16 protein-coding genes and 1 tRNA gene are annotated in these 20,317 nt (G+C 66.4%); 13 read left to right on the forward strand and 4 right to left on the reverse strand.

The window, feature by feature from the left end:
• From ACKTSM_RS03810 to ACKTSM_RS03820, 3 genes are all read left to right on the forward strand, one after another.
• The gene (locus ACKTSM_RS03810; protein ID WP_407875802.1) at positions 1 to 2,310 is read left to right on the forward strand and encodes a molybdopterin cofactor-binding domain-containing protein; all 2,310 of its coding nucleotides are present in this window, start codon (positions 1 to 3) and stop codon (positions 2,308 to 2,310) included.
• Entirely contained in the window at positions 2,307 to 3,341 is a 1,035-nt protein-coding gene (gene hemH / locus ACKTSM_RS03815; protein WP_407875803.1) for a ferrochelatase, read from the forward strand. Before ACKTSM_RS03810 ends, hemH begins: the two co-directional genes overlap by 4 nt.
• Positions 3,342 to 3,457: 116 nt before the next feature.
• Positions 3,458 to 4,888: a cytochrome P450 gene (locus ACKTSM_RS03820; RefSeq protein WP_407875804.1), complete on the forward strand. Its 1,431-nt coding sequence runs from the start codon at positions 3,458 to 3,460 to the stop codon at positions 4,886 to 4,888.
• Positions 4,889 to 4,922: 34 nt separating this feature from the next.
• On the opposite strand, the gene ACKTSM_RS03825 is transcribed toward ACKTSM_RS03820, so the two are convergent.
• On the reverse strand, positions 4,923 to 5,081 hold the full coding sequence (locus ACKTSM_RS03825) for a DUF1674 domain-containing protein (RefSeq protein ID WP_407875805.1): 159 nt from the start codon (positions 5,079 to 5,081) through the stop codon (positions 4,923 to 4,925).
• 58 nt (positions 5,082 to 5,139) lie between these two features.
• On the opposite strand from ACKTSM_RS03825, the gene ACKTSM_RS03830 reads away from it, so the two are divergent.
• Positions 5,140 to 6,390, forward strand: coding sequence for an RsmB/NOP family class I SAM-dependent RNA methyltransferase (locus ACKTSM_RS03830; protein ID WP_407875806.1), 1,251 nt, complete (start codon positions 5,140 to 5,142; stop codon positions 6,388 to 6,390).
• On the opposite strand, the gene ACKTSM_RS03835 is transcribed toward ACKTSM_RS03830, so the two are convergent.
• Entirely contained in the window at positions 6,387 to 7,229 is an 843-nt protein-coding gene (locus tag ACKTSM_RS03835; RefSeq protein WP_407875807.1) for a hypothetical protein, read from the reverse strand. The genes ACKTSM_RS03830 and ACKTSM_RS03835 overlap by 4 nt on opposite strands.
• Before the next feature lie 19 nt (positions 7,230 to 7,248).
• On the reverse strand, positions 7,249 to 7,794 hold the full coding sequence (gene msrA / locus ACKTSM_RS03840) for a peptide-methionine (S)-S-oxide reductase MsrA (protein WP_407875808.1): 546 nt from the start codon (positions 7,792 to 7,794) through the stop codon (positions 7,249 to 7,251).
• A 165-nt stretch (positions 7,795 to 7,959) separates the two neighbouring features.
• Here msrA and ACKTSM_RS03845 point away from each other — a divergent pair, with 165 nt between their 5' ends.
• From ACKTSM_RS03845 to ACKTSM_RS03870, 6 genes are all read left to right on the forward strand, one after another.
• Positions 7,960 to 8,814 carry a class I SAM-dependent methyltransferase gene (locus ACKTSM_RS03845; RefSeq protein WP_407875809.1) on the forward strand — a complete coding sequence of 285 codons (855 nt, stop codon included), beginning with the start codon at positions 7,960 to 7,962 and terminating at the stop codon, positions 8,812 to 8,814.
• Positions 8,815 to 8,841: 27 nt separating this feature from the next.
• On the forward strand, positions 8,842 to 9,708 hold the full coding sequence (locus ACKTSM_RS03850) for a class I SAM-dependent methyltransferase (RefSeq protein ID WP_407875810.1): 867 nt from the start codon (positions 8,842 to 8,844) through the stop codon (positions 9,706 to 9,708).
• Positions 9,709 to 9,727: 19 nt separating this feature from the next.
• The gene (gene aguB, locus ACKTSM_RS03855; protein WP_407875811.1) at positions 9,728 to 10,606 is read left to right on the forward strand and encodes an N-carbamoylputrescine amidase; all 879 of its coding nucleotides are present in this window, start codon (positions 9,728 to 9,730) and stop codon (positions 10,604 to 10,606) included.
• A 10-nt stretch (positions 10,607 to 10,616) separates the two neighbouring features.
• Positions 10,617 to 11,120 carry a 2-amino-4-hydroxy-6-hydroxymethyldihydropteridine diphosphokinase gene (folK, locus tag ACKTSM_RS03860; protein WP_407875812.1) on the forward strand — a complete coding sequence of 168 codons (504 nt, stop codon included), beginning with the start codon at positions 10,617 to 10,619 and terminating at the stop codon, positions 11,118 to 11,120.
• 45 nt (positions 11,121 to 11,165) lie between these two features.
• Positions 11,166 to 11,241: transfer RNA gene (locus tag ACKTSM_RS03865), tRNA-Lys, on the forward strand.
• Between the two features lie 112 nt (positions 11,242 to 11,353).
• On the forward strand, positions 11,354 to 13,012 hold the full coding sequence (locus ACKTSM_RS03870) for an acyl-CoA dehydrogenase family protein (protein WP_407875813.1): 1,659 nt from the start codon (positions 11,354 to 11,356) through the stop codon (positions 13,010 to 13,012).
• Here the strand turns inward: ACKTSM_RS03870 and ACKTSM_RS03875 are convergent.
• A complete protein-coding gene (locus ACKTSM_RS03875) occupies positions 13,009 to 13,710 on the reverse strand; it encodes a queuosine precursor transporter (RefSeq protein ID WP_407875814.1) in 702 nt (233 codons plus the stop codon). The two genes, ACKTSM_RS03870 and ACKTSM_RS03875, sit on opposite strands and share 4 nt — an antisense overlap.
• Positions 13,711 to 14,015: 305 nt before the next feature.
• Here ACKTSM_RS03875 and ACKTSM_RS03880 point away from each other — a divergent pair, with 305 nt between their 5' ends.
• The 3 genes from ACKTSM_RS03880 (at position 14,016) to ACKTSM_RS03890 (ending at position 20,307) form a co-directional block, all read left to right on the forward strand.
• Positions 14,016 to 15,506, forward strand: coding sequence for a NupC/NupG family nucleoside CNT transporter (locus ACKTSM_RS03880; RefSeq protein WP_407875815.1), 1,491 nt, complete (start codon positions 14,016 to 14,018; stop codon positions 15,504 to 15,506).
• Positions 15,507 to 15,559: 53 nt separating this feature from the next.
• Positions 15,560 to 16,513 carry an isopenicillin N synthase family dioxygenase gene (locus ACKTSM_RS03885; RefSeq protein ID WP_407875816.1) on the forward strand — a complete coding sequence of 318 codons (954 nt, stop codon included), beginning with the start codon at positions 15,560 to 15,562 and terminating at the stop codon, positions 16,511 to 16,513.
• A gap of 371 nt (positions 16,514 to 16,884) precedes the next feature.
• Entirely contained in the window at positions 16,885 to 20,307 is a 3,423-nt protein-coding gene (locus tag ACKTSM_RS03890) for a carboxypeptidase regulatory-like domain-containing protein (RefSeq protein ID WP_407875817.1), read from the forward strand.
• The last annotated feature ends 10 nt before the right edge of the window (positions 20,308 to 20,317 follow it).

Genomic DNA, 20,317 nt, shown 5'->3' on the forward strand with positions numbered 1-20,317 from the left:
ATGGCGATCACGCGGAGGGGACTGGTGACCGGAGCGGCGCTGGGCGGCGGGCTCATCGCCGCGTGGTATTTCCTGCCGCGCAGCTTTCCCAACCCGCTCGAGCCGGGGCCGGGCGAAGAGGTGTTCGGCGCCTGGATCCGGATTGCCGAGGATTCGGTGGTCACGATTGCCGTCCCCCAGCTCGAGATGGGGCAGGGCGTGACCACCTTGCTGCCGCAGCTGGTCGCGCAGGAACTGGGCGCGGACTGGCGGCAGATCGCGGTCGAGCCGGCGCCGATCGCGGCGGCCTATCCCAATGTCCCGCTGGCCAAGCGCTGGGCGGTGATGTGGGACCCGCTTGCCGCAGGATTGTCGGAGGCGACCGACGACATGCTGGCGCGCAATTACGCCCGCAACACGCCCTTCACCGCGACCGCGGACGGCACCTCGCTCGAAGCCTATGAGGCGATGTGCCGCGAAGCCGGGGCGGCGGTACGCGCGATGCTGGCGCAGGAAGCCGCCTCGCGCTGGGACACGTCCTGGGAAGAATGCGAGGTTGCCAACGGCATCGTTTCGTGGGGCGATCGGCGGGCCACCTTTGGCGAACTTGCCGCGGGCGCGGCGACCCGTTCGCCCCCCATTCCGCCCCCGCTTCGCACCCAGGCGCCATCGGAAAGCCCGCTTCCCGCCTCGGTCCCCGACGATGTCGGCACCGCACCCGCTTTCCCGCGGATCGACCTGCCTTCCAAGGTCGATGGGTCCTACCTGTTCGCAGGCGATGTGCGCTTGCCCGGCATGGTCTATGCCGCGATCCGCCACGGCCCCAACAATGGCAGCGAACTGACCGGTTTCGACGAAAGTCGTGCCGCCGGAGTGCGCGGCGTGGTGGGCGCGGTAAGGACCAGGCGCTGGCTCGCCGTGGCGGCCAATACCTGGTGGAGCGCCCAGCGCGCACTCGAGGCGATGCAGCCGCAATTCACGACCAGTTTCCCGGTCGACAGCGACGATATCGCCGCCCGGCTCGACACCTATCTCGAGGCCGGCGCATCGGCCAAGATCGCCGAGACCGGTTTCGGCGAGGACGCGGTCGAGCGGATCGACATGGCACGCCGCTACGAGATCGAGCCGGCCCATGCCGCCCCGCTCGAAACCGCGAGCGCAACGGCGCGCTACGAGGACGGGCGGCTCGAATTGTGGATCGCCAGCCAGGCTCCCGAACAGGCGCGCGAGGCCGCCGCGCGGGCCGTGGGCCTTTCGAGCACGGATGTCGCGCTCTACCCGATGCCCGCCGGCGGCAGCTTCGATGCGCGGCTCGAACACGACCACGCGATCGAGGTCGCGCATATCGCCAAGACGCTCGGCCGGCCGGTCCAGCTGGTCTGGCACCGGCGCGAAGAAATGATCCGCTCGCGTCCGCGCCCGCCGCACTACACGCTCGTCGGCGCGCAGCTCGCGCAAGGCGGCGTGCCCGGTTCCTCGGGAGCGATCGATGCGCTCAAGCTCCGGATTGCCACGCCCTCCTCGAGCCACGAATTCGGCGAGCGGGTGTTCGAGAACACCACCGCCTGGGCCGCGATCCGCGAAAGCGCCGGGCGTCCCGATCCGCTCGCCTGCGAAGGCGCCGTCCCGCCCTATGAACTGCCGAGTGTGACCGTGCGCCACATCCCGGTCGAGATCGGGCTTCCGGTCGGGCGGGTGCGCGGCAATGCCCATTCCGCCACCGCTTTCGCGATCGAGAGTTTCATCGACGAGGTCGCCGCGCGCGCGGGCCGCGAACCGATGGGTTACCGCATGGCGATGCTGGGACAGGACGTGCGACTGGCCGCCTGTTTGCAGCGTGCCGCCTCGATCGCCGGCTGGGACGGGGGCGCTGGCCAGAGCGGGCAGGGGATCGCCTGCCACCGGATCGGCGATGTCGCCACCGGAGCGCGGATTGCCTGCGTCGCCACCGCGCGGCGCGATGCCGAAAGCGGCAATGGCGGGGTGCGGGTGACGCGGCTGACCGCGGCAGTCGATATCGGCCGGATCGTCAATCTCGACATTGCCCGCCAGCAGGTCGAGGGCGGGTTGCTGTTCGGGCTCGCGCTCGCGCTGGGCAATGCCATCCGTTATCGTGGCGGCCTGCCTGCATCCTTCGATTATGCCGACCTGGGCCTGCCGGGCCTTGCCGACTGTCCCGAGATCGCGATCGACTTCATGGCCTCCGAGGCCGCGCCCGCCGATCCGGGTGAGATCGGGGTGGCGGTTGCGCCGCCGGCAATCGCCAATGCGCTTTTTTCGGCAACCGGGCTGAGACTGCGGCGGCTTCCGCTGCTATCGGGCGGGTTATGACCTGGCAAAGACAACGCCTGCCCGATGACCATCCGCCGGTGCAAAGCGGCCGCACCGGCCTGCTGCTCGTCAATCTGGGCACGCCCGATGCGCCCGATGCGCGATCGGTCAAGCGATACCTTGCGCAATTCCTGTCCGATCGCCGGGTGATCGAGATCCCGCCCATTGCGTGGCAGCCGATCCTGCGCGGCATCATCCTCAATACCCGGCCTGCCAAGAGCGCGCGCGCCTATTCCAAGGTGTGGACCGAGAACGGCTCGCCGCTCGCCGATATCACCAGGCGGCAGGCCGAGGCGCTGGCAGAGCGCCTGGGCGATGATGTGCAGGTCGATTACGCGATGCGATACGGCAACCCCTCGATCGAGGTGCGGCTCGATGCGCTGCGCGAACACGGCTGCGAACGCATCGTGATCGCCCCGCTCTATCCGCAATATTGCGCCGCGACGAGCGCCACCGTGTTCGACGAGGTCGCGCGGATCATGGCCACGTATCGCTGGCAGCCGGCGCTGCGTTTCGTGCCGCCCTATCACGACGATCCAGCCTATATCGGCGCGCTTGCCGATGACCTGACGCGCCAGCTTTGCGCGCTGTCCTTCCGGCCCGAGGTCATGCTGTTTTCCTTCCACGGAATGCCGCAGCGCACGCTCGACCTGGGCGATCCCTATCACTGCCATTGCCGCAAGACAGCGCGGCTGCTGGAAGAGGCCCTCGCGCAGCGGGAGCCATGGGAAGGCACGCGCTTTGCGACCAGCTTCCAGTCGCGTTTCGGGCGGGCGAAATGGCTGGAACCGGCAACCGATGAAACGCTTCTGGCCGAGGCGCACAAGGGCACCGGGAAAATCGCCCTTGCCGCACCGGGCTTTGCCGCCGACTGCGTTGAAACGCTCGAAGAGCTGGCGATCGAGGGGCGCGACACCTTCATCAAGGCGGGCGGCACGGATTTCGCGGTGCTCGACTGCCTCAACACCTCCGATGCCGGAATGGCCATGCTCGAGACGGTGGCGCGGCGCGAACTTTCGGGCTGGCTCTGACGCGCAGAAGGTCGGCTGCGTCCTATGGGAATTGGCGGCTTACTTACATTATGGTAAGTAGTGCAGGCGCACATCAGCGCCCTGCATCCCGATCTAGCGCCCGGAGCCCAGCTTAAATGGCCACACTCGCCGAACCGTCCGTCTCCTCGCCCGAAGCCGCGGGCGACAAGCGCTTCGCCCATTGGAGCGCCGACCTCCCGAGCGCTTCGGACATCGCGCATATTCCCGGCGAAGGCGGCTGGCCGCTGGTCGGCAACACGTTCAGGATGCTCGCCGATCCGCACGCCTTCACCCGCCGCATGGTCGACACCTATGGCAAGGTCTACAAGACCTGGGCCTTTGGCGGCTGGAATGTCGCGCTGGTCGGGGCCGAGGCGAACGAGCTCGTCCTGTTCAACCGCGACAAGATCTTTTCGAGCGAGCAGGGCTGGGGGCCGGTGCTCGACCAGCTGTTCCCGCGCGGGCTGATGCTACAGGATTTCGACCACCACCGGATCGATCGACGCGCGCTCTCGATCGCGTTCAAGCCAGGGCCGATGCGCCATTACATGGGCGCGCTGAACAGCGGCATTTCGCGCGAGGTCGAAGGCTGGGAAGGCGACATGCTGTTCCAGCCCGCGATCAAGCAATTGACGCTCGACCTGGCGGCCGAGAGCTTCCTCGGCATTCCCTGGGGGCCCGAGGCCGACCGCATCAACTCCGCCTTTGTCGACATGGTCCAGGCCAGCGTCGCCCCGGTGCGCCGCCCGCTGCCCTTCACGCGGATGAAACGCGGGGTCGATGGCCGCGCCTACATGGTCGAATACCTCACCGCCGAGGTCCATCGCCGCCGCGAGGACGAGGCCGCGCGCGGGCAGGACATGTTCAGCCAGTTCGCGCTCGCCACCCGCGAGGACGGCGCGCTGCTGCCGGTCGACGAGGTTGTCGACCACATGAGCTTCCTGCTGATGGCGGCGCACGACACGATCACCTCTTCGGGCACCTCGATGGCCTATTTCCTCGCCACCAAGCCCGACTGGCAGGACAGGCTGCGCCGCGAGATCACCGCGGTGACAGGGGGGCCGGACGGCGATGGCCGTCCCCGCGCTCTGGATTATGATGACCTGGGCAAGCTCGAACTGACCGAGATGTTCTTCAAGGAGACGCTGCGGGTCATCCCGCCGGTCCCCTCGATGCCGCGCCGCGCGCTCAAGGATTTCGAGTTCGGCGGATACCGCATCCCGGCAGGCCAGATGGTCGGGATCAACATTCACTGGACCCACCATTCACCCGAATACTGGGATACGCCCGAGACCTTCGACCCGATGCGGTTCACGCCCGACAAGATCAAGGCGCGCCACAAATATGCCTGGGTGCCGTTTGGAGGGGGCGCGCATATGTGCATCGGGCTGCACTTTGCCTACATGCAGATCAAGGTGCTGATGGCGCATGTTCTCCAGCGCTACCGGATCGAGCCGGTCGAAGGCATGGATTACGCGCCCGACTGGCAGCCGTGGCCGATTCCGCAGCCAAGGGACGGGCTCAAGCTGCGCTTCGTGCCGGTCTGATCAGGGCAGCGATCGCCGAACCGGAATGCGGCGATCAGAAATCGACCGCGATGCCGTCCTTTTCCCAGTCGCCATAGCGCGTCGGGCTGAGCTTTTCGTCGTGATCGACTGGCCTCGCCTCGGGCGCGGGCTCGTCGCTCCAGTGAGCGGGCTTTTCGAAGCTCCTGGCAAACTTGTTTTTCTGCTTGGTCATCGCAGTGCCTAGATGCGCGCGCTGGCGCTGCAATTCAAGCCGCGCTAGGGCGGCGCGAATGGCAAAGACCCCCGGAATCCCCGCGCGCCGCGCCGCGCTCAAACTGCTCGACGCCGTGATGCGAAGGGGCGAAACGCTCGAACAGGCCGAAAACGCCGCGCTCAAGGGGGTCGATGGCCCTGCCGACCGCGCGCTTGCCCGTGCCATTGCGGGCGAGACCCTGCGCTGGCTTGCCGATCTCGACGCGCTGATCGACAGCGCCACGAGAAAGCGCCTGCCCGACGATGCCAAGCCGCGCATGGTGCTAAGGCTGATGCTCGCTCAGGCGCTGCGGCTCGGCACCCCGCCGCACGCGGTGGTCGCGACCGGGCTCGACCTGCTCGCGGGTGGGCCGCGCAGGCTCGCGCATGGCGTGTTCTCGACCCTGATGAAGCGCGAAGTGTCGTTGCCCGATGCGCCGACATTGCCCGATCCCGTGCGCGCGCGCTGGGGCGATCGCGCCGAGGCCATCGCGCCCGGCCTGGTCGATCCGCCCGAAGTCGACCTCTCGCTCCGACAGCCCGACGAGGCCGCCGAACGTGCGCTCGCCATGGGCGGTGTCAGCCTTGCGCGGGGCCATATCCGCCTGCCGCGCGGCACACCGATCGACCGGTTGCCGAGCTTCGACGAGGGCGCGTGGTGGGTGCAGGACCTCGCCGCGCAGATCGCCCCGCGCCTGCTTGGCGAGGGCGTGGGCAAGCGCGCGCTCGACCTGTGCGCGGCGCCCGGCGGCAAGACGCTCGCGCTCGCGGCGGCGGGCTGGAGGGTCACCGCGCTCGATATCAGCGAGAAACGGCTCGGACTGCTGCGCGAAAATCTCAAGCGCACCGGTCTCGAGGCGGAGATCGTCAAGGCCGATGCGCTCGCCTACACGCCGGCCAAGCGTTTCGACGCTATCCTTCTCGATGCGCCGTGCACCGCGACCGGCACCTGCCGCCGTCACCCCGACGTGCTTCACCGCGTCAGCGAACGCCAGATCGGCGAGATGAGCGAAATCCAGCAATCGCTGATCCACCGCGCGATCGAATGGATGCAGCCGGGCTGCGTGCTGGTCTATGCGGTGTGCTCGCTCGAAGCCGAAGAGGGCGAGGCGCAGGCGCGCTGGATCGACGCGACCTTCGACCTTGAGCCGATGCCGGTGAGCGCGGACGAATTGCCCGCCAAGCTTCGGCCCACGCCCGAAGGCTGGGTCCGCACCCATCCCGGCGAACTTGCCGAGCATGGCGGGCTCGACGGCTTCTTCATCGCCCGCTGGCGCAAGCCGGTCTAAGGGGTCTGTCGCAAGACCATCGCCGCGCATTCGCGGCCCAGCTGGTCGAGGGTGAAGCGGGTCTCGCCCGCTTCGCCATGCGACAGCGAGAGCGTGAAGGGCGTGCCCAGTTCGACATAGCGCTTGAGCGTCATCTCGCCGCCGCCGATCGCGGGGCGCGGATCGCCTGTGGCAAGGCACAGTGCCTGGCGCGCGGCCTCGACCATGTGGACGGTGTTGACGTGATCGCCCGATCCCGACAGCACGCGATTGTTCGGCGGCATGGCGTTTTCGGGCGTGACGATGCCGATAAAGTCCTCGCCATTTTCGCCGCCGTTATCCGTGCTTGGCGCGATCAGCGGATGTTCGCCCTGGCCGAGGCCAAGAGCGGCGCGCGAGGCCATCTCGCTTGGGGCCGGCGGAGCCTTGGCGGGCGCGCTCGCTGCCGCCTTGCGCTTGGCTTCCTCGCGCCATTGCTCGAAATTGCGGTTGCGAAACACCACGCCGCGACCGCGCATGGTCACAATCTCGCGGTCAGCCTCGTCGAACAGCGCGATGACGAAATTGTCGCTGTCGCCGGAAACCTCGCGGCGATAGGTGCCGCGCGCCGCATCGCCGACGCGGGGCGCACCGCATTGCCATTCGGTCCAGGTCAGCGCCGACCACTGGCCTTCGCTCATCGAACCCAGTGCATTCGCCGCACCCACGCTCGCCCAAAAATTCTGCGCCTGGAGCGCCACCGGGTGATGCGGCCCGAGCGCGAGCCACGGCCATTCGCCGCAATCGCGCGAACAGGCGAAGCGGACCGTGCCGTCCGCATCGATCTCGTGATTGCTGGTATAGGAACGCTCGAGCTTCACCCAATCCCTCCGGCTGTGCCTAATCCTTGACGTATTTCTGAAAACTCTTGCGCAATTTCATGATCTTGGGCGGGATCACCGCGAGGCAGTAGGGATTGCGCTGGCCTTCGCCATCCCAGTATTCCTGGTGATAGTCCTCTGCCGGATACCAGGGATGGACCTGCGCGTCGCCGTCGAGCCCTTCGATGCTGGTCACCGCCATCTTGCCGTTTTCGCCGTTCCAGCGCCCGATCGCGGCCTTGGCCTCCTCGCCCTGCGCGGCCGAAAGCGGGAAGATCGCGCTGCGATACTGGGTGCCGACATCATTGCCCTGCCGGTTCAACTGGGTCGGGTCGTGCGTGCCGAGGAAGACGTCGTATATCTCGCCAAGGCTGATTGCCTCGGGATCGAAGGTCACCCGGATCGCCTCGGCATGGCCGGTATTGCCGCTGCACACCTGCTTGTAGGTCGGATCGGGAATGTCGCCGCCAATATAGCCGCTTTCGACCTCGCTCACCCCGACAACGTCGCGGAATACCGCCTCGGTGCACCAGAAGCACCCGCCCGCGATGATCGCCTGTTCCATGCTCGCATTCTCCTATTCGACAAACGACATAGTCACCCCGACAGGGATTGCCAGCGGTGCGCGATGATGGCGGCGTGCGCGCTTGTCATCGCACGCGCGGTCGGTCAGGACTGTCGCCAGCAATTTTTTCAAGTGCTGAGAGGACCCAGACAGATGAAACCTGCAATGTTCGCAACCGCCGCTGCCATGGCCGGCGCTGCCGCCCTGTTCGCCGCTTCCACGCCCGCCAGCGCCGATGACCACGTCGAGGCCGCCGCAGCGCCCAGCCTCGAACAGGTGCTCACGCATGAACGCCGCAGCGATGACGCGCATCGCGACCAGTATCGCCACCCTGTCGAAACGCTCGAATTCTTTGGCGTCGAACCGACCATGACAGTCGCCGAATTCGGTCCGGGCGGGGGCTGGTACACCCGCGTGCTCGCTCCGTGGATCATGCCGCAAGGCACCTATATCGCCTTCAACGGCGACAGCGACGGCCGCAATTATCGCGACCGTGCGCAGGAAGTCCGCGCCAAGAGCTGGACCGAGAATTTCGCCCGCGGGCTTGCGCAGGGATCGGGAATGGACGTTGCCGAGGGCACGGTGTTCGAAATCGACGAAATGCCCGAGGCGGTCGAAGGCACGGTCGACCGGGTGCTGATCTTCCGCTCGATGCACGGCCTTGCCAATGGCAACACCGCCGATGACGTGCTCGACGCGGCCTATCGCATGCTCAAGCCCGATGGCATGGTCGGCGTGGTCCAGCACCGCGCGCCTGCCGATGCCAGCTTTGCGGATTATTCGCCCGCGCCCGGCTACATGAAGACCGAGCAGGTCGTCGCGATCTTCGCTGCCAACGGCTTCGAACTGGTCGAATCGAGCGAAATCAACGCCAATCCCGACGATCCCGCCAATTGGGAGCGCGGAGTGTGGACGCTGCCCCCGGTGCTCGCGACCGGCGAGGACGATCCGCGCCGCGACGAATATCTCGGCATCGGCGAAAGCGACCGGATGACGCTGCTGTTCCGCAAGATGCGCTGATCGGGAAACCCGGCAAGGAGAGAAGAGATGAAGCTGATCCAGACATTCGCGATCGCCGCCAGTGCGCTCGCGCTCGCCGCCTGCGGTCCCGAAGCAGGCTCGACCTATGAAAATGCGGGCGAGACGGACACCGCGACGCAGGCTGCGCTGGCCGAGGTGCTCGCCCACGAACGCCGCGCCGAGGATGCCGCGCGCGACGAGTTTCGCAACCCGGCCGAAACGCTCGCCTTCTTCGAGGTCGAGCCCGGCATGACGGTCATCGAATATGCGCCCGGCGGCGGCTGGTACACGCGGATCCTCGCGCCGTTCCTGGCCGAGAACGGCCGCTACATCGCGGTCGGTTTCGACCCCGACAACATCGAATCGCTGCCGGCCGAATTTCGCCAGCAATTGCGCGAAGGCGGCGAGGGCTTTTCCGAAGCGCAGGCCGAGGCGCTCGGTATCGAGGCGGAAAAGCTGCCCTTCCATTTCGGCAACGAGGTGCCCGACGCGCTCGACGGGACGGTCGACCGGGTGCTGATCATCCGGATGATGCACAACCTGATGCGCTGGGGCATCGCCGAAAGCGAGATCGCCGCGCTACGCGACACGATGAAGCCCGACGCCTTGCTCGGAGTGGTCCAGCACCGCGCGCCCGATGATGCGAGCGACGAATATGCCGATGGAAACATGGGCTATCTGAAGCGCGACGACCTGGTCGCCTTCTTCGAGGCCAATGGCTTCGAGCTGGTGAGCGAGAGCGAGATCAACGCCAATGATCGCGATCCTGCCAATCACGAAAACGGCGTGTGGACCCTGCCGCCCACCTATGCGCTGGGCGACGAGGACCGCGAAACCTATGCCGCGATCGGCGAAAGCGACCGGATGACGCTGCTCTTCCGCAAGGCCGGCTAAACCGCTATCGGGCGGCGGCATGAGCACACTCACCGTCGCCGCCCTCCAGCTCGCGCTTGCCCGCAAAGACGAAGCGGACAACATCGCTGCCGTCAGCGCGCTTGTCGCCGAGGCGGCAGGCCGCGGGGCACGGCTGGTCCTGCCGCCCGAACTGTTTTCCGGCGAGTATTTCTGCCGGGTCGAGGACGAGGCGCTGTTCGCTCTCGCCCGCCCGACCGGCGAACATCCCAGCGTCATCGCGATGCAGGAGCTTGCCGCCAGACACGCGGTTGCGATCCCGACCAGCTTTTTCGAGCGCGACGGCCACCATTATTACAACACGCTCGCGATGATCGGCCCCGACGGCGCGATCTTGGGCACCTATCGCAAGAGCCATATCCCTGACGGGCCGGGCTACGAGGAAAAGTTCTATTTCCGCCCAGGCAATGACGGGTTCAAGGTCTGGGACGTGCCCGGAGACGAGGGGCAGGACGTGCGCATCGGGGTCGGGATCTGCTGGGACCAGTGGTATCCCGAATGCGCCCGCGTGATGGCGCTCAAGGGCGCCGAAATGCTGCTCTATCCCACCGCGATCGGGTCCGAACCCTATGACGCCGATCTCGACACCAGCCGGATGTGGCGGCGTGCGATGATCGGCCACGCCGTGTCCAATTGCATGCCGGTCGTGGCAGCCAACCGGATCGGCCACGAGGGCACGCAGGAGACCGGCAACAGCTTTTACGGCCACAGCTTCATCGCCGACGAATGGGGCGACATGGCCGCCGAATTCAAGGCGGACGAGCAAGGCGTGATCAGTGCCACGCTCGACCTTGCGCGCGCGGCCAGGCACCGGGCGGGCATGGGCTTCTTCCGCGATCGCCGCCCGCAGCTCTACACCCGCATCGCCGAGGACATCTGAGGCTGCGCGGATGGTGCCGGCGCCCGACCACTATCTGATCGCGCTGGGCAGCAACATGCGCTCGCACCGCCACGGCCGCCCGGCCGACGTGATCGCGGTCGCGCTCGAACTGATCGCGATCACCGGGGTCGAGGTCGTCGCCGCATCGCCGGTCTTTCGCAGCCGCCCGCTCGGCCCCTCGCAGCGTGAATATGCCAATGCGGCGGCACTGGTGCGCTCGGGTCTGCAACCGCCTGCGCTGATGCGCCTGCTTCACGGGGTCGAGGCCACGCTCGGGCGCAAGCGGCGCGGGCGGCGCTGGCAGGCGCGGGTTTGCGATTGCGACATCGTGCTGTGGGGTGGGGGCGAATGGGAGGACGAGGGCGTGATCATCCCGCATCCCGATTACCGCTGGCGCGAATTCGTGCTGCGCCCGGCCATGACGCTCGTCCCGGGCTGGCGCGATCCGGTGACAGGCCATTCGATCGCCCAGCTCTTTGCGCGCTTGACCCGCTCGCACGCCCTGACTAGGTGAGCGCTCCGAGCGGCACGGCCTACGGCCCGCCGCGACCTCCCATGGGGGCCCTTAGCTCAGTCGGTAGAGCAACTGACTTTTAATCAGTAGGTCGCTGGTTCGAACCCAGCAGGGCTCACCATTTCCCGCCATTCTGCCGGTCGAAACCCATATCCCGCGCGCAAAAGCTTTGCGCTTGGCGGCGGGCGTCGGCATGGTCGCTGGCGAGATGCGACGGGTGACGGGGCCTTGCGATGAGTGACTGGATTGCGCGCGCGCGCCAATGCGCCGATGCGGCAGCAAGGCTGGTCGACCGCCTGCGCGCGGTTGCGGCGCGGCAGGTGGCACCCGCGGGCCGCTTCGACCCCGCGCTTGCCGAGACCAATCAGCGCATGGTCCACGGCCTCGCCTGGGCGGCGACCACAGCCGAAGCGATTGCGGCGAGCGCCGACTGGGCCGCGCGGGCTGACGACCAGGCCAGCTTTGGCGAGGTCGAGGAACTGACCCTGCGCATCGGCATCGGCGAATATTGCGCCCAGCTCGCGCACGGCATCCCGATCAGCGCGAGCGAGATCGTGCGGCTGGGCGAACTGGGCCTGGCCAATGATTGCACGCGCTTTTGCGAAGCAGAGACGGTTCGCCCCTTCATCGATGACGGCAACACCGTGCACACCCGCGCCGCCCTTGCCGCTCTCCTCGCCGAGGGCGTACGGCCGTTCGAGGGGCTTGGCGATGGCGAACTCGACATGATGCGCGACCAGCTGCGCGCCTTCACCGCCGAGCGTATCGCGCCGTTTGCGCATGGCTGGCACCTTGCCGACGCCCTGATCCCGCTCGAAGTGGTCGGGGAGATGGCCGAGCTTGGCGTGTTCGGCATTTGCATCCCCGCGCAATATGGCGGGCTCGGGCTCGGCAAGCTGGCGATGAGCGTGGTGTCGGAAGAATTGTCGCGCGGCTGGATCTGCGCCGGATCGCTCGGCACCCGCTCGGAGATTGCAGGCGAGCTGATCGCGGCCAACGGGACCGAGGCGCAACGGGCCGGATACTTGCCGCGCATCGCCGATGGAACCGTGCTGCCCACTGCGGTCTTTACCGAGCCCGACCATGGCTCGGACCTGGCTGCGATCACCACCCGCGCGGTGCGCGCCGAGGACGGCTCATACCGCGTCACCGGCGCGAAGACCTGGATCACCCATGCCGCGCGCGCTGACCTGATGACGCTTTTGTGCCGCACCGGCGCTCCCGGTAGCGGCTATGGCGGGCTGTCGATGCTGCTCGCCGAAAAGACCCGCGGCACCGAGGCCGATCCCTTCCCCGACCCCGGTATCGAGGGCAGCGAGATCGCGGTGCTCGGCTATCGCGGGATGAAGGAATATGCGCTCGGCTTCGATGGCTTTGCTGTGGCAGGCGAGGGACTGCTGGGCGGCGAGGAGGGTCAGGGGTTCAAGCAATTGATGCAGACCTTCGAAGGCGCGCGCATCCAGACCGCCGCGCGCGCTGTCGGGGTGGGTTGGAACGCCTTCGAGCTGGGGCTGGCCTATGCCTGCGAACGCCGGCAGTTCGGCAGGACCCTTGCCGCCTTCCCGCGGGTCGCGGACAAGCTGGCGATGATGGCGGCCGAGATCGTGATGGCGCGCGAGCTCACCTATTCCGCGGCCAAGGCCAAGGATCGCGGCGAACGCTGCGACATCGAGGCAGGCATGGCCAAGCTGCTCGCCGCGCGGGTGGCCTGGACAGCCGCCGACAGCGCGCTCCAGGTTCATGGCGGCAATGGCTACGCGCTCGAATACCCGATCAGCCGGGTGCTGTGCGATGCGCGCATTCTCAACATTTTCGAAGGCGCCGCGGAAATCCAGGCGCAGGTGATCGGCAAGGGGCTGATCGCCCGGCGCGGCAATGCCGCCAGCCGCTAGGCGGCGTTGGCCTGGCGCGCATCGAGCCAGCGCGCGGCCTTGACCCCAAAGGTGATCAGGAACGGCACCAGCACGAGGCTCAAGACGACCTTGGCTATCACCTGGCCGACGAGCAGGTCGGTGATGTCGAACTGGCCGTAGAAGGCGGCGGTCACGAAGATCACCGAATCGATCGCCTGGCTCAGCGCCGAGGCGATCGCGCCGCGCACCATCAGGCCGAAAGTCGTTCCCTCGCCTTCGCCGCGCAGCCGGTCGAAGATCCAGATATTGAGCAGCAGCGAGATGATATAGGCGAGCGGGCCGGCCATCATGATCCGCGGGGTCTGGCCAAGCACGCGCTCGAAAGCGGCGAGGTCGTCGCCGCGGAACTCGACCATTTCGGGCGAGGCGGGAAGGCCGAGCACAAGAAAGATGATCGCCGCTGACATGGCGAGCGGGAGAAAGCCCCACCACACGATCCGCTGCGCGAGGTCCTTGCCATAGAGCTGGGCTATGGTGCTCGAGATCACCACCAGCAGCAGGAAGGCGAAGATCCCCGCCTCGACCGCGAGATCGGTAGGCACCAATTGCACCTGCTTGAACGCGACCACGCCCGCGAGCACCGTCATCCCGCCATAGAGCAGGGTGAAGACGAACAGGCCGAGCGGCATGGAAATGGCTGTGGCAGGCGCGCGGGCGGCGGGGACGGAATCGGTCATGGCGGCCAGCGGTAGTCGCGCGCGCGCGAAAAGAAAAGTGGCCTCGGCGCCGCTGTCACCGGCTGGGTCACCGGCTGGCTGGCTGGCTGGTCGGGCACCCCGCACCGTGCTCTTGCCGGTGCAACGCGCGCCGCCGACTTGCGTTCCGCGCGACAAGCTGTCAGGCCGCGTCACGGCCATGCGCGCGAATCCTTTTCTTGCGCGGGGCTGATACGAACCATCATAACCGCGACCATCACAGCCGCGATCATCACCGGCGCGACCGTTACCGGCGCGACCATCCTAACCAAGAGGCAGCCCAGACCGTGAGCGAAGGTGTCACGTCCATTCTTTTCAGCCTGTTCGGCATCCTCGCGATTCTCGGCATCGCCTATGCGCTGTCTTCGGGACGACGCAATATCAACCTGCGCGTGGTCGGCGCGGCGTTCGGCTTGCAGGCGTTCATGGCGCTGCTGGTGCTGCGCACCGATTTCGGGGTCGCGGCGATCCGCTTCCTGTCGGACGGGGTGATCGCGCTGCTCGATTTCTCCAAGGTCGGGATCGCTGCGGTGTTCGGACCGATGGACGCCAATCCCTTCGCCAACACCTTCGTGATCGCGGCACTGCCGGTGATCGTGTTCTTCGCCGCGATCGTGTCGATCCTCTATCACCTCGGCATCATGCAGCGCCTTGTGCGCTGGGTCGGAGGGGCGATCGGCTGGATCACCGGGATCAGCAAGGTCGAAGCGCTGGGAAGCGCCGCCAACATCTTCGTCGGCCAGTCCGAAAGCCCGCTTGTGGTGCGCCCCTATCTCGCCGCGCTGCCGCCTTCCAAGCTGTTCACCCTGATGAGCGTGGGCATGGCGGGCGTCGCGGGCACGATCCTGGCTGCCTATGCCAGCTTCATCGGGTCCGACGCGGTGCCGTTCCTGCTCGCGGCAGCTTTCATGTCGGCGCCAGGCGGCATCCTCATGGCCAAGATCATCATGCCCGACCCGCCCGAACTGGGCGAGGACGACCCCGCCGAGGTCGCCCGCCGTGCCGCGGCCCGGCTGAAAACGGGCCAGGGCCTGTCCGAGGACACCACCCGGGTCACCATGGTCGGCGAATACGGCGAAGAGGTCGAATTGCCGCAATCGCGCATCAGCGCCGCCGGCCCGGCCGCGATCGTCGAGGGCGGCAAGCCCGAGGAGGTCGAGATGGCCGAGACCTTCGAGGAAGGCCAGCGCCCCGCCAATATCATCGAGGCCGCCGCGCAGGGCACCCAGACCGGGGTCAAGCTCGCGGTCGCGGTCGGCGCGATGGTGCTCGTCTTCGTCGCCCTGGTCGCGCTCGCCAATGGCTTTCTCGCAGCGATCGGTTCGGGCATCGTCGCGATGGCCGCCGGCATCGGGCTGCCCTTCGGTGCCGAGACCGCGGCCTGGCTGTCCAATCTCAGCTTCCAGCAATTGCTCGGCTATGTGTTCGCGCCGGTCATGTTCCTGATCGGCATTTCCGACTGGAGCCAGGCCCAGATCGCAGGCGGGCTGTTCGGCACCAAGATCGTGCTCAACGAATTCGTCGCCTTCATCGAACTCGGCGCCCTGGCGACCGGCGATGCGGCGGGCGAACTGACCGCGCGCAGCCGCGCGATCGTCACCTTCGCGCTGTGCGGCTTTGCCAATTTCTCCTCGATCGCGATCCAGATGGCGGTGACCGGCGGGCTTGCCCCCAACCAGCGCCCGGTGATCGCGCGGCTGGGGCTGAAGGCGCTCGCTGCCGGCAGCCTTGCCAACCTGATGAGCGCCGCTCTCGCGAGCATCTTCCTGCCCTTCTAAGAGCGCGAGCGCCACACTGGCGCTGGCCGCCAACGCCTATTAGATAGAAACCCATGACCGACACCAAGACCCAGCCCGGCGCGACCGCCGATATCGCCTCCGTCTCGCTTGCCCAGCCGCTCGAAAGCATTGCCGACGAGCTCGGCCGCAGCTTTGCCGAATTCGGTTTCGCGGTGGTGCGCGACCACGGCATCGACCAGGACCTGATCGACCGGGCCGAGGCCAAGTCGAAGGAATTCTTCGCGCTGCCCGATGCGGTCAAGCGGTCCTACAAGATCGACGGCGGCGGCGGTGCGCGCGGCTACACCCCGTTCGGGACCGAGAAGGCCAAGGACGCGGAAATCTTCGATCTCAAGGAATTCTGGCATGTCGGGCGCGAGCTGCCCGAAGGCCACGAATTGTCCGAATACATGGCGCCCAATGTCTGGCCCGACGAGATCGACGGATTTCGCGAGACTTTCAGCGCGCTCTATTCCGCCTTCGAAGATGCCGGCGCGCGCGTGCTCGAAGCCATCGCCCTGAGCCTGGGGCTGGAGCGCGGATTCTTCGCTCCCACGGTCGAGGACGGCAATTCGGTGATGCGCCTCCTGCATTACCCGCCGCTCGGCCCCGATGCGCCCGAAGGCGCGATCCGCGCGGCTGCGCATGGCGACATCAACACCATCACCCTGCTGCTGGGCGCCGAGGAAGCCGGGCTGCAATTGCTCACCAAGTCGGGCGAATGGCACGCAGTCGAGGCCGAGGAAGGTTCGCTGGTGATCAATGTCGGCGACATGCTCGAACGCCTCACCGCCGGAAAGCTGCGCTCGACCACGCACCGCGTGGTCAATCCGCGCGGCGAGGGGGCCAAGCGCTCGCGCTATTCGATGCCCTTCTTCCTGCATTTCCGGCCCGACTATGTGATCGAGCCGCTCGAAAGCTGCCTTGCCGAAGGCGGTGAGGCGGAACCGGCGATCTCGAGCCACGATTTCCTGATGCAGCGGCTGCGCGAGATCAATCTCGCCTGACCGGGCAGGAGGGGTCGCGAAATGCGGCCTTTTCGCATCACGCCGGGAACGAATCGGCACCGCGCATCATTATGCAATCTCGCGGCAATATCGCTCGCGCGACGCCTCGTGCGGGGCGGAGCCGTAATTCGCGCGTCAAACGCCGGGCTTCGCAAAAGAAACCGGCCTCGTTGCAAGCGTGCAACAGCAGGGGCGATAGCCGAGGATTTCCGCGGGTTAGAGGGTGGATAAAACTGTGGAATAGCCGCCGGTCGCGGGGGGCGCAAAGCGCTGTCACAAAACTGTCACAAAACCGTCGCTTTGCTGTCGCGCATCGCACCTAGCGCCGCGCGCATCACCTCACCCAATCCATGACCAGGGGTCTCCTTCTCATGAAAATCAAATATCTCCTGGCGGCAAGCGTCGTCAGCCTTTCCGCCGCAGCGACCATCGCCGCGCCCGCCGCCGCCCAGCAGATCACCTCGGGCGTCGAAGGCCAGGTCACCGATGCCGCGGGCGCACCGCTCGCCGGCGCCACGGTCACCATCACCGACACGCGTACCGCGCAGGTCCGCACCACCTCGACCGGCCCGAACGGCAATTTCCGCGTCCAGTCGCTTCCGCCGGGCGGCCCCTACACCGTCACCGTCACCGCTGACGGCTTCGAAGGCCAGTCGGTCGAAGACGTGTTCACCAATATTTCGGGCAACACCAACTTCACCTTCTCGCTGACCGAGAGCGCAGCCGGCAACGTCATCGTCGTCACCGGCGCCCGCGCCCAGGTCACCCAGGTCGCTGTCGGCCCGGGCACCTCGTTCGGCACCGAAACGCTCGAGGCCTTCCCCTCGATCACCCGCGACGTGCGCGACATCATCCGCATCGACCCGCGCGTCAGCCTTGAAAGCTCGAACGACGTCGACCGCATCTCGTGCCTGGGCGGCAATGACCGCACCAACACCTTCACGGTCGACGGCATCGTCCAGTCGGACGTGTTCGGCCTCAACGGCACCCCCTTCGCGGCGCGCAACTCGCTCCCGCTTCCCTTCGACGTGATCGAACAGACCTCGGTCGAGTTCGCTCCGTTCGATGTCGAGTATTCGGAGTTCACCGGCTGTCTCGTCAACGTCGTCACCAAGGCCGGCCAGAACAACTTCTCGGGCTCGGCCTTCATCACCTATTTCGACGATGGCCTCTACGCCAACTCGATCGACGGTCGCCCGCTCAACGCATCGAGCGAAAAGCGCTGGGGCGTGAGCCTGTCGGGCCCGATCGTTCCCGATCGCCTGTTCTTCTCGTTCGGCTATGAAGAAGCCGATCTCGGCCAGGGCAACAATTTCGGTCCCGCCGGCGCCGGCTTCACCAACGAAGCCAACTTCGTCACCCAGGCCCAGTTCGACGAGTTCGCCGAGATCGCGCGCACCGTCTACGGCCAGGACATCGGCGGCTATCCGACCACTCTGGCCGAAGGCAATGTCCGCTATTTCGGCCGTCTCGACGCGATCATCAGCGACGATCACCGTCTCGAGGCGACCTATCAGCGCCTCGAGGAAACCAATATCGAGAGCGATTTCGGTGGCCAGAACATCACCGGCTTCAACTCGTTCGAAGACGAAGGCACGATCTCGGATTACTACGCGGTCCGCCTCTATTCGGACTGGAGCGACACGATCTCGACCGAACTGCGCGTGAGCCGCGCCGAAGTCGGCGACGTCCAGGGCCCGGTCGGATTCGGTGAAGCGCAGTCGGACAACCCGACCCCGCGTCTCGTCGTCGGTGTCCAGCCGGTTGCCGGCCAGACCTCCCAGAACGGCATCCTGTCGACCGGCCCGGGCATCTTCCGTTCGGCCAACCAGCTCGACACGAAGATCGACCAGGCGCGTTTCCAGATCAACATCGATCCGGATAACGGCCACTTCGTCAAGATCGGCGCCGAGATGAACGATCTCGAAGTGTTCAACCTGTTCGCCATCAACGCGACCGGTTCGCTCTACTTCCAGAACTTCGACGATTTCCGCAACGGCCTGCTGTCGCCGGGCACCGAGTTCTTCCCGAACGCCGATGAAATTGCCACGGGCCAGGCCTATGGCGGTGACATCAACGCAGCGTCGGGCGGCGACATCAACAACGCCGCGGCCCGTTTCAGCCGCCAGATCTATTCGTTCTACATCCAGGACGAATACCGTGCGAGCGACCAGCTTTCGATCAATGCCGGTATCCGCACGCAGATCTATGACGGCGATGCGCCGACCTACAACCCGAACTTCGTCGATCGTTACGGCTTCTCGAACGCCAATTCGTTCGGCCGCCTCGACCCGGTCTTCCTGCCGCGTCTCTCGGCCACCTACGAATTCTTCAACGAGGGCTTCCTCTCCGACAGCCGCATCACCGCGGGCGTCGGCGTGTTCTCGGGCGGCGACCCGGTGGTGTATTACTCCAACGCGTTCTCGAACAACGGCTTCTCGAGCGCTCTGGGCACCACCCGCTTCGATTGCGGCCCGGGCGACATCGCGGTCGATCCGGCCACCGGCCAGTTCGACGTGGTCACCAACGGCCAGTTCACCGGCTTCCCGCAGTGCGCCATCGATGGCGGCGCGGCTGATGCCGAGGCCGGACTTGCCGACGTCCAGTCGACCGATCCGGACTTCAAGGTCCCGACCGTGACCCGTGCCAGCTTCGCCTTCCAGACCGATATCGGCGCGGAAAGCGGCTTCTTCAGCGACTGGTCGCTGCAGCTCGACTACATCTATTCGCGCTACAACGATCCGCTGAACTTCGTTGACCTGTCGCAGGCTCCGGACATCGAGACCAATGGCGGTTTCACCGTAGACGGTCGCCCGATCTACCGCGCGCTCGACACGACCCAGGCCGGTTGTAACGGCGAGCTGGTCGGCACTGGCGGCACCCCGCCGGTCTATACCGGCCTGACGCCGGAATGCTTCGGCCGGACGCGCCGGGACGACAACATCCAGCTGACCAATGCCGGCGCATCGAACGCGCACTCGGCCTCGATCATCCTGTCCAAGGTGTTCGACGGCGGCGTGCTCACCGAAGGCGGCTCGACCTACTTCCGCATCGGCTATGCGTTCACCGATTCGAACAATGCGCGTAACAACCAGTCCTCGACGGCCACCTCGTCGTTCGACGTTACCGCGGCCTTCGATCGCCAGAACCCGGCCGTGTCGACCGCGACCACCGAAACCCGCCACAACATCACGGCGGCGATCAACTTCCGCGAGGAATTCATCGAAGGCTACGACACGAGCCTCGGTTTCTTCTTCCGGGCGCGTGAAGGCCGTCCGTATTCGCTGACCTTCGACGGCGGCGGCGTCTTCGCCGACAGCTCGTCGGGCAGCGACAACGCCCTGCTCTACGTCCCGACCGGTGTTGGCGATCCCAATGTCTCGCCGCAGTCGGACGATGCAGCGGTCCAGGCCGTGGTCGATTACGTTGCCAATTCGGGTTGCGGCTTCACCGCCGGCGAAACGATCAAGCGCAACACCTGCCGCAATGACTGGCACTTCGATCTCGACATGCGCGTCAGCCAGGAAATTCCGTTCCTGGGCAGCCTGACCGGCATCGCCGATGACCGGATCGAGTTGTTCGCCGACTTCGCCAACTTCCTTAACTTCATCGACGATGAATGGAACATCCTGCGTTCGCGCGGCGGGTTCAACGGCCTCGTCGACGTTGCTGACGGCGGTGTGGACGACCAGGGTCGCTACATCATCACCGGCTTCAACCCCGACGATCAGAACAACATCGCGATCGGCCCGTCGGCATGGCGGATCCAGATCGGTGCGCGCTACGAATTCTAATTCGTCGCAT

It is taken from the genome of Qipengyuania nanhaisediminis, assembly GCF_045862805.1.
In the GTDB taxonomy this organism is placed as follows: Bacteria; Pseudomonadota; Alphaproteobacteria; order Sphingomonadales; family Sphingomonadaceae; genus Erythrobacter; species Erythrobacter nanhaisediminis_A.

Bases quoted from the DNA above. Each gene is read 5' to 3' on its own strand.
- ACKTSM_RS03810 (WP_407875802.1), top strand. From the start codon at position 1: ATGGCGATCACGCGGAGGGGACTGGTGACCGGAGCGGCGCTGGGCGGC.
- hemH (WP_407875803.1), top strand. From the start codon at position 2,307: ATGACCTGGCAAAGACAACGCCTGCCCGATGACCATCCGCCGGTGCAA.
- ACKTSM_RS03820 (WP_407875804.1), top strand. From the start codon at position 3,458: ATGGCCACACTCGCCGAACCGTCCGTCTCCTCGCCCGAAGCCGCGGGC.
- ACKTSM_RS03825 (WP_407875805.1), bottom strand. From the start codon at position 5,081: ATGACCAAGCAGAAAAACAAGTTTGCCAGGAGCTTCGAAAAGCCCGCT.
- ACKTSM_RS03830 (WP_407875806.1), top strand. From the start codon at position 5,140: ATGGCAAAGACCCCCGGAATCCCCGCGCGCCGCGCCGCGCTCAAACTG.
- msrA (WP_407875808.1), bottom strand. From the start codon at position 7,794: ATGGAACAGGCGATCATCGCGGGCGGGTGCTTCTGGTGCACCGAGGCG.
- ACKTSM_RS03845 (WP_407875809.1), top strand. From the start codon at position 7,960: ATGTTCGCAACCGCCGCTGCCATGGCCGGCGCTGCCGCCCTGTTCGCC.
- ACKTSM_RS03850 (WP_407875810.1), top strand. From the start codon at position 8,842: ATGAAGCTGATCCAGACATTCGCGATCGCCGCCAGTGCGCTCGCGCTC.
- aguB (WP_407875811.1), top strand. From the start codon at position 9,728: ATGAGCACACTCACCGTCGCCGCCCTCCAGCTCGCGCTTGCCCGCAAA.
- folK (WP_407875812.1), top strand. From the start codon at position 10,617: ATGGTGCCGGCGCCCGACCACTATCTGATCGCGCTGGGCAGCAACATG.
- ACKTSM_RS03870 (WP_407875813.1), top strand. From the start codon at position 11,354: ATGAGTGACTGGATTGCGCGCGCGCGCCAATGCGCCGATGCGGCAGCA.
- ACKTSM_RS03875 (WP_407875814.1), bottom strand. From the start codon at position 13,710: ATGACCGATTCCGTCCCCGCCGCCCGCGCGCCTGCCACAGCCATTTCC.
- ACKTSM_RS03885 (WP_407875816.1), top strand. From the start codon at position 15,560: ATGACCGACACCAAGACCCAGCCCGGCGCGACCGCCGATATCGCCTCC.
- ACKTSM_RS03890 (WP_407875817.1), top strand. From the start codon at position 16,885: ATGAAAATCAAATATCTCCTGGCGGCAAGCGTCGTCAGCCTTTCCGCC.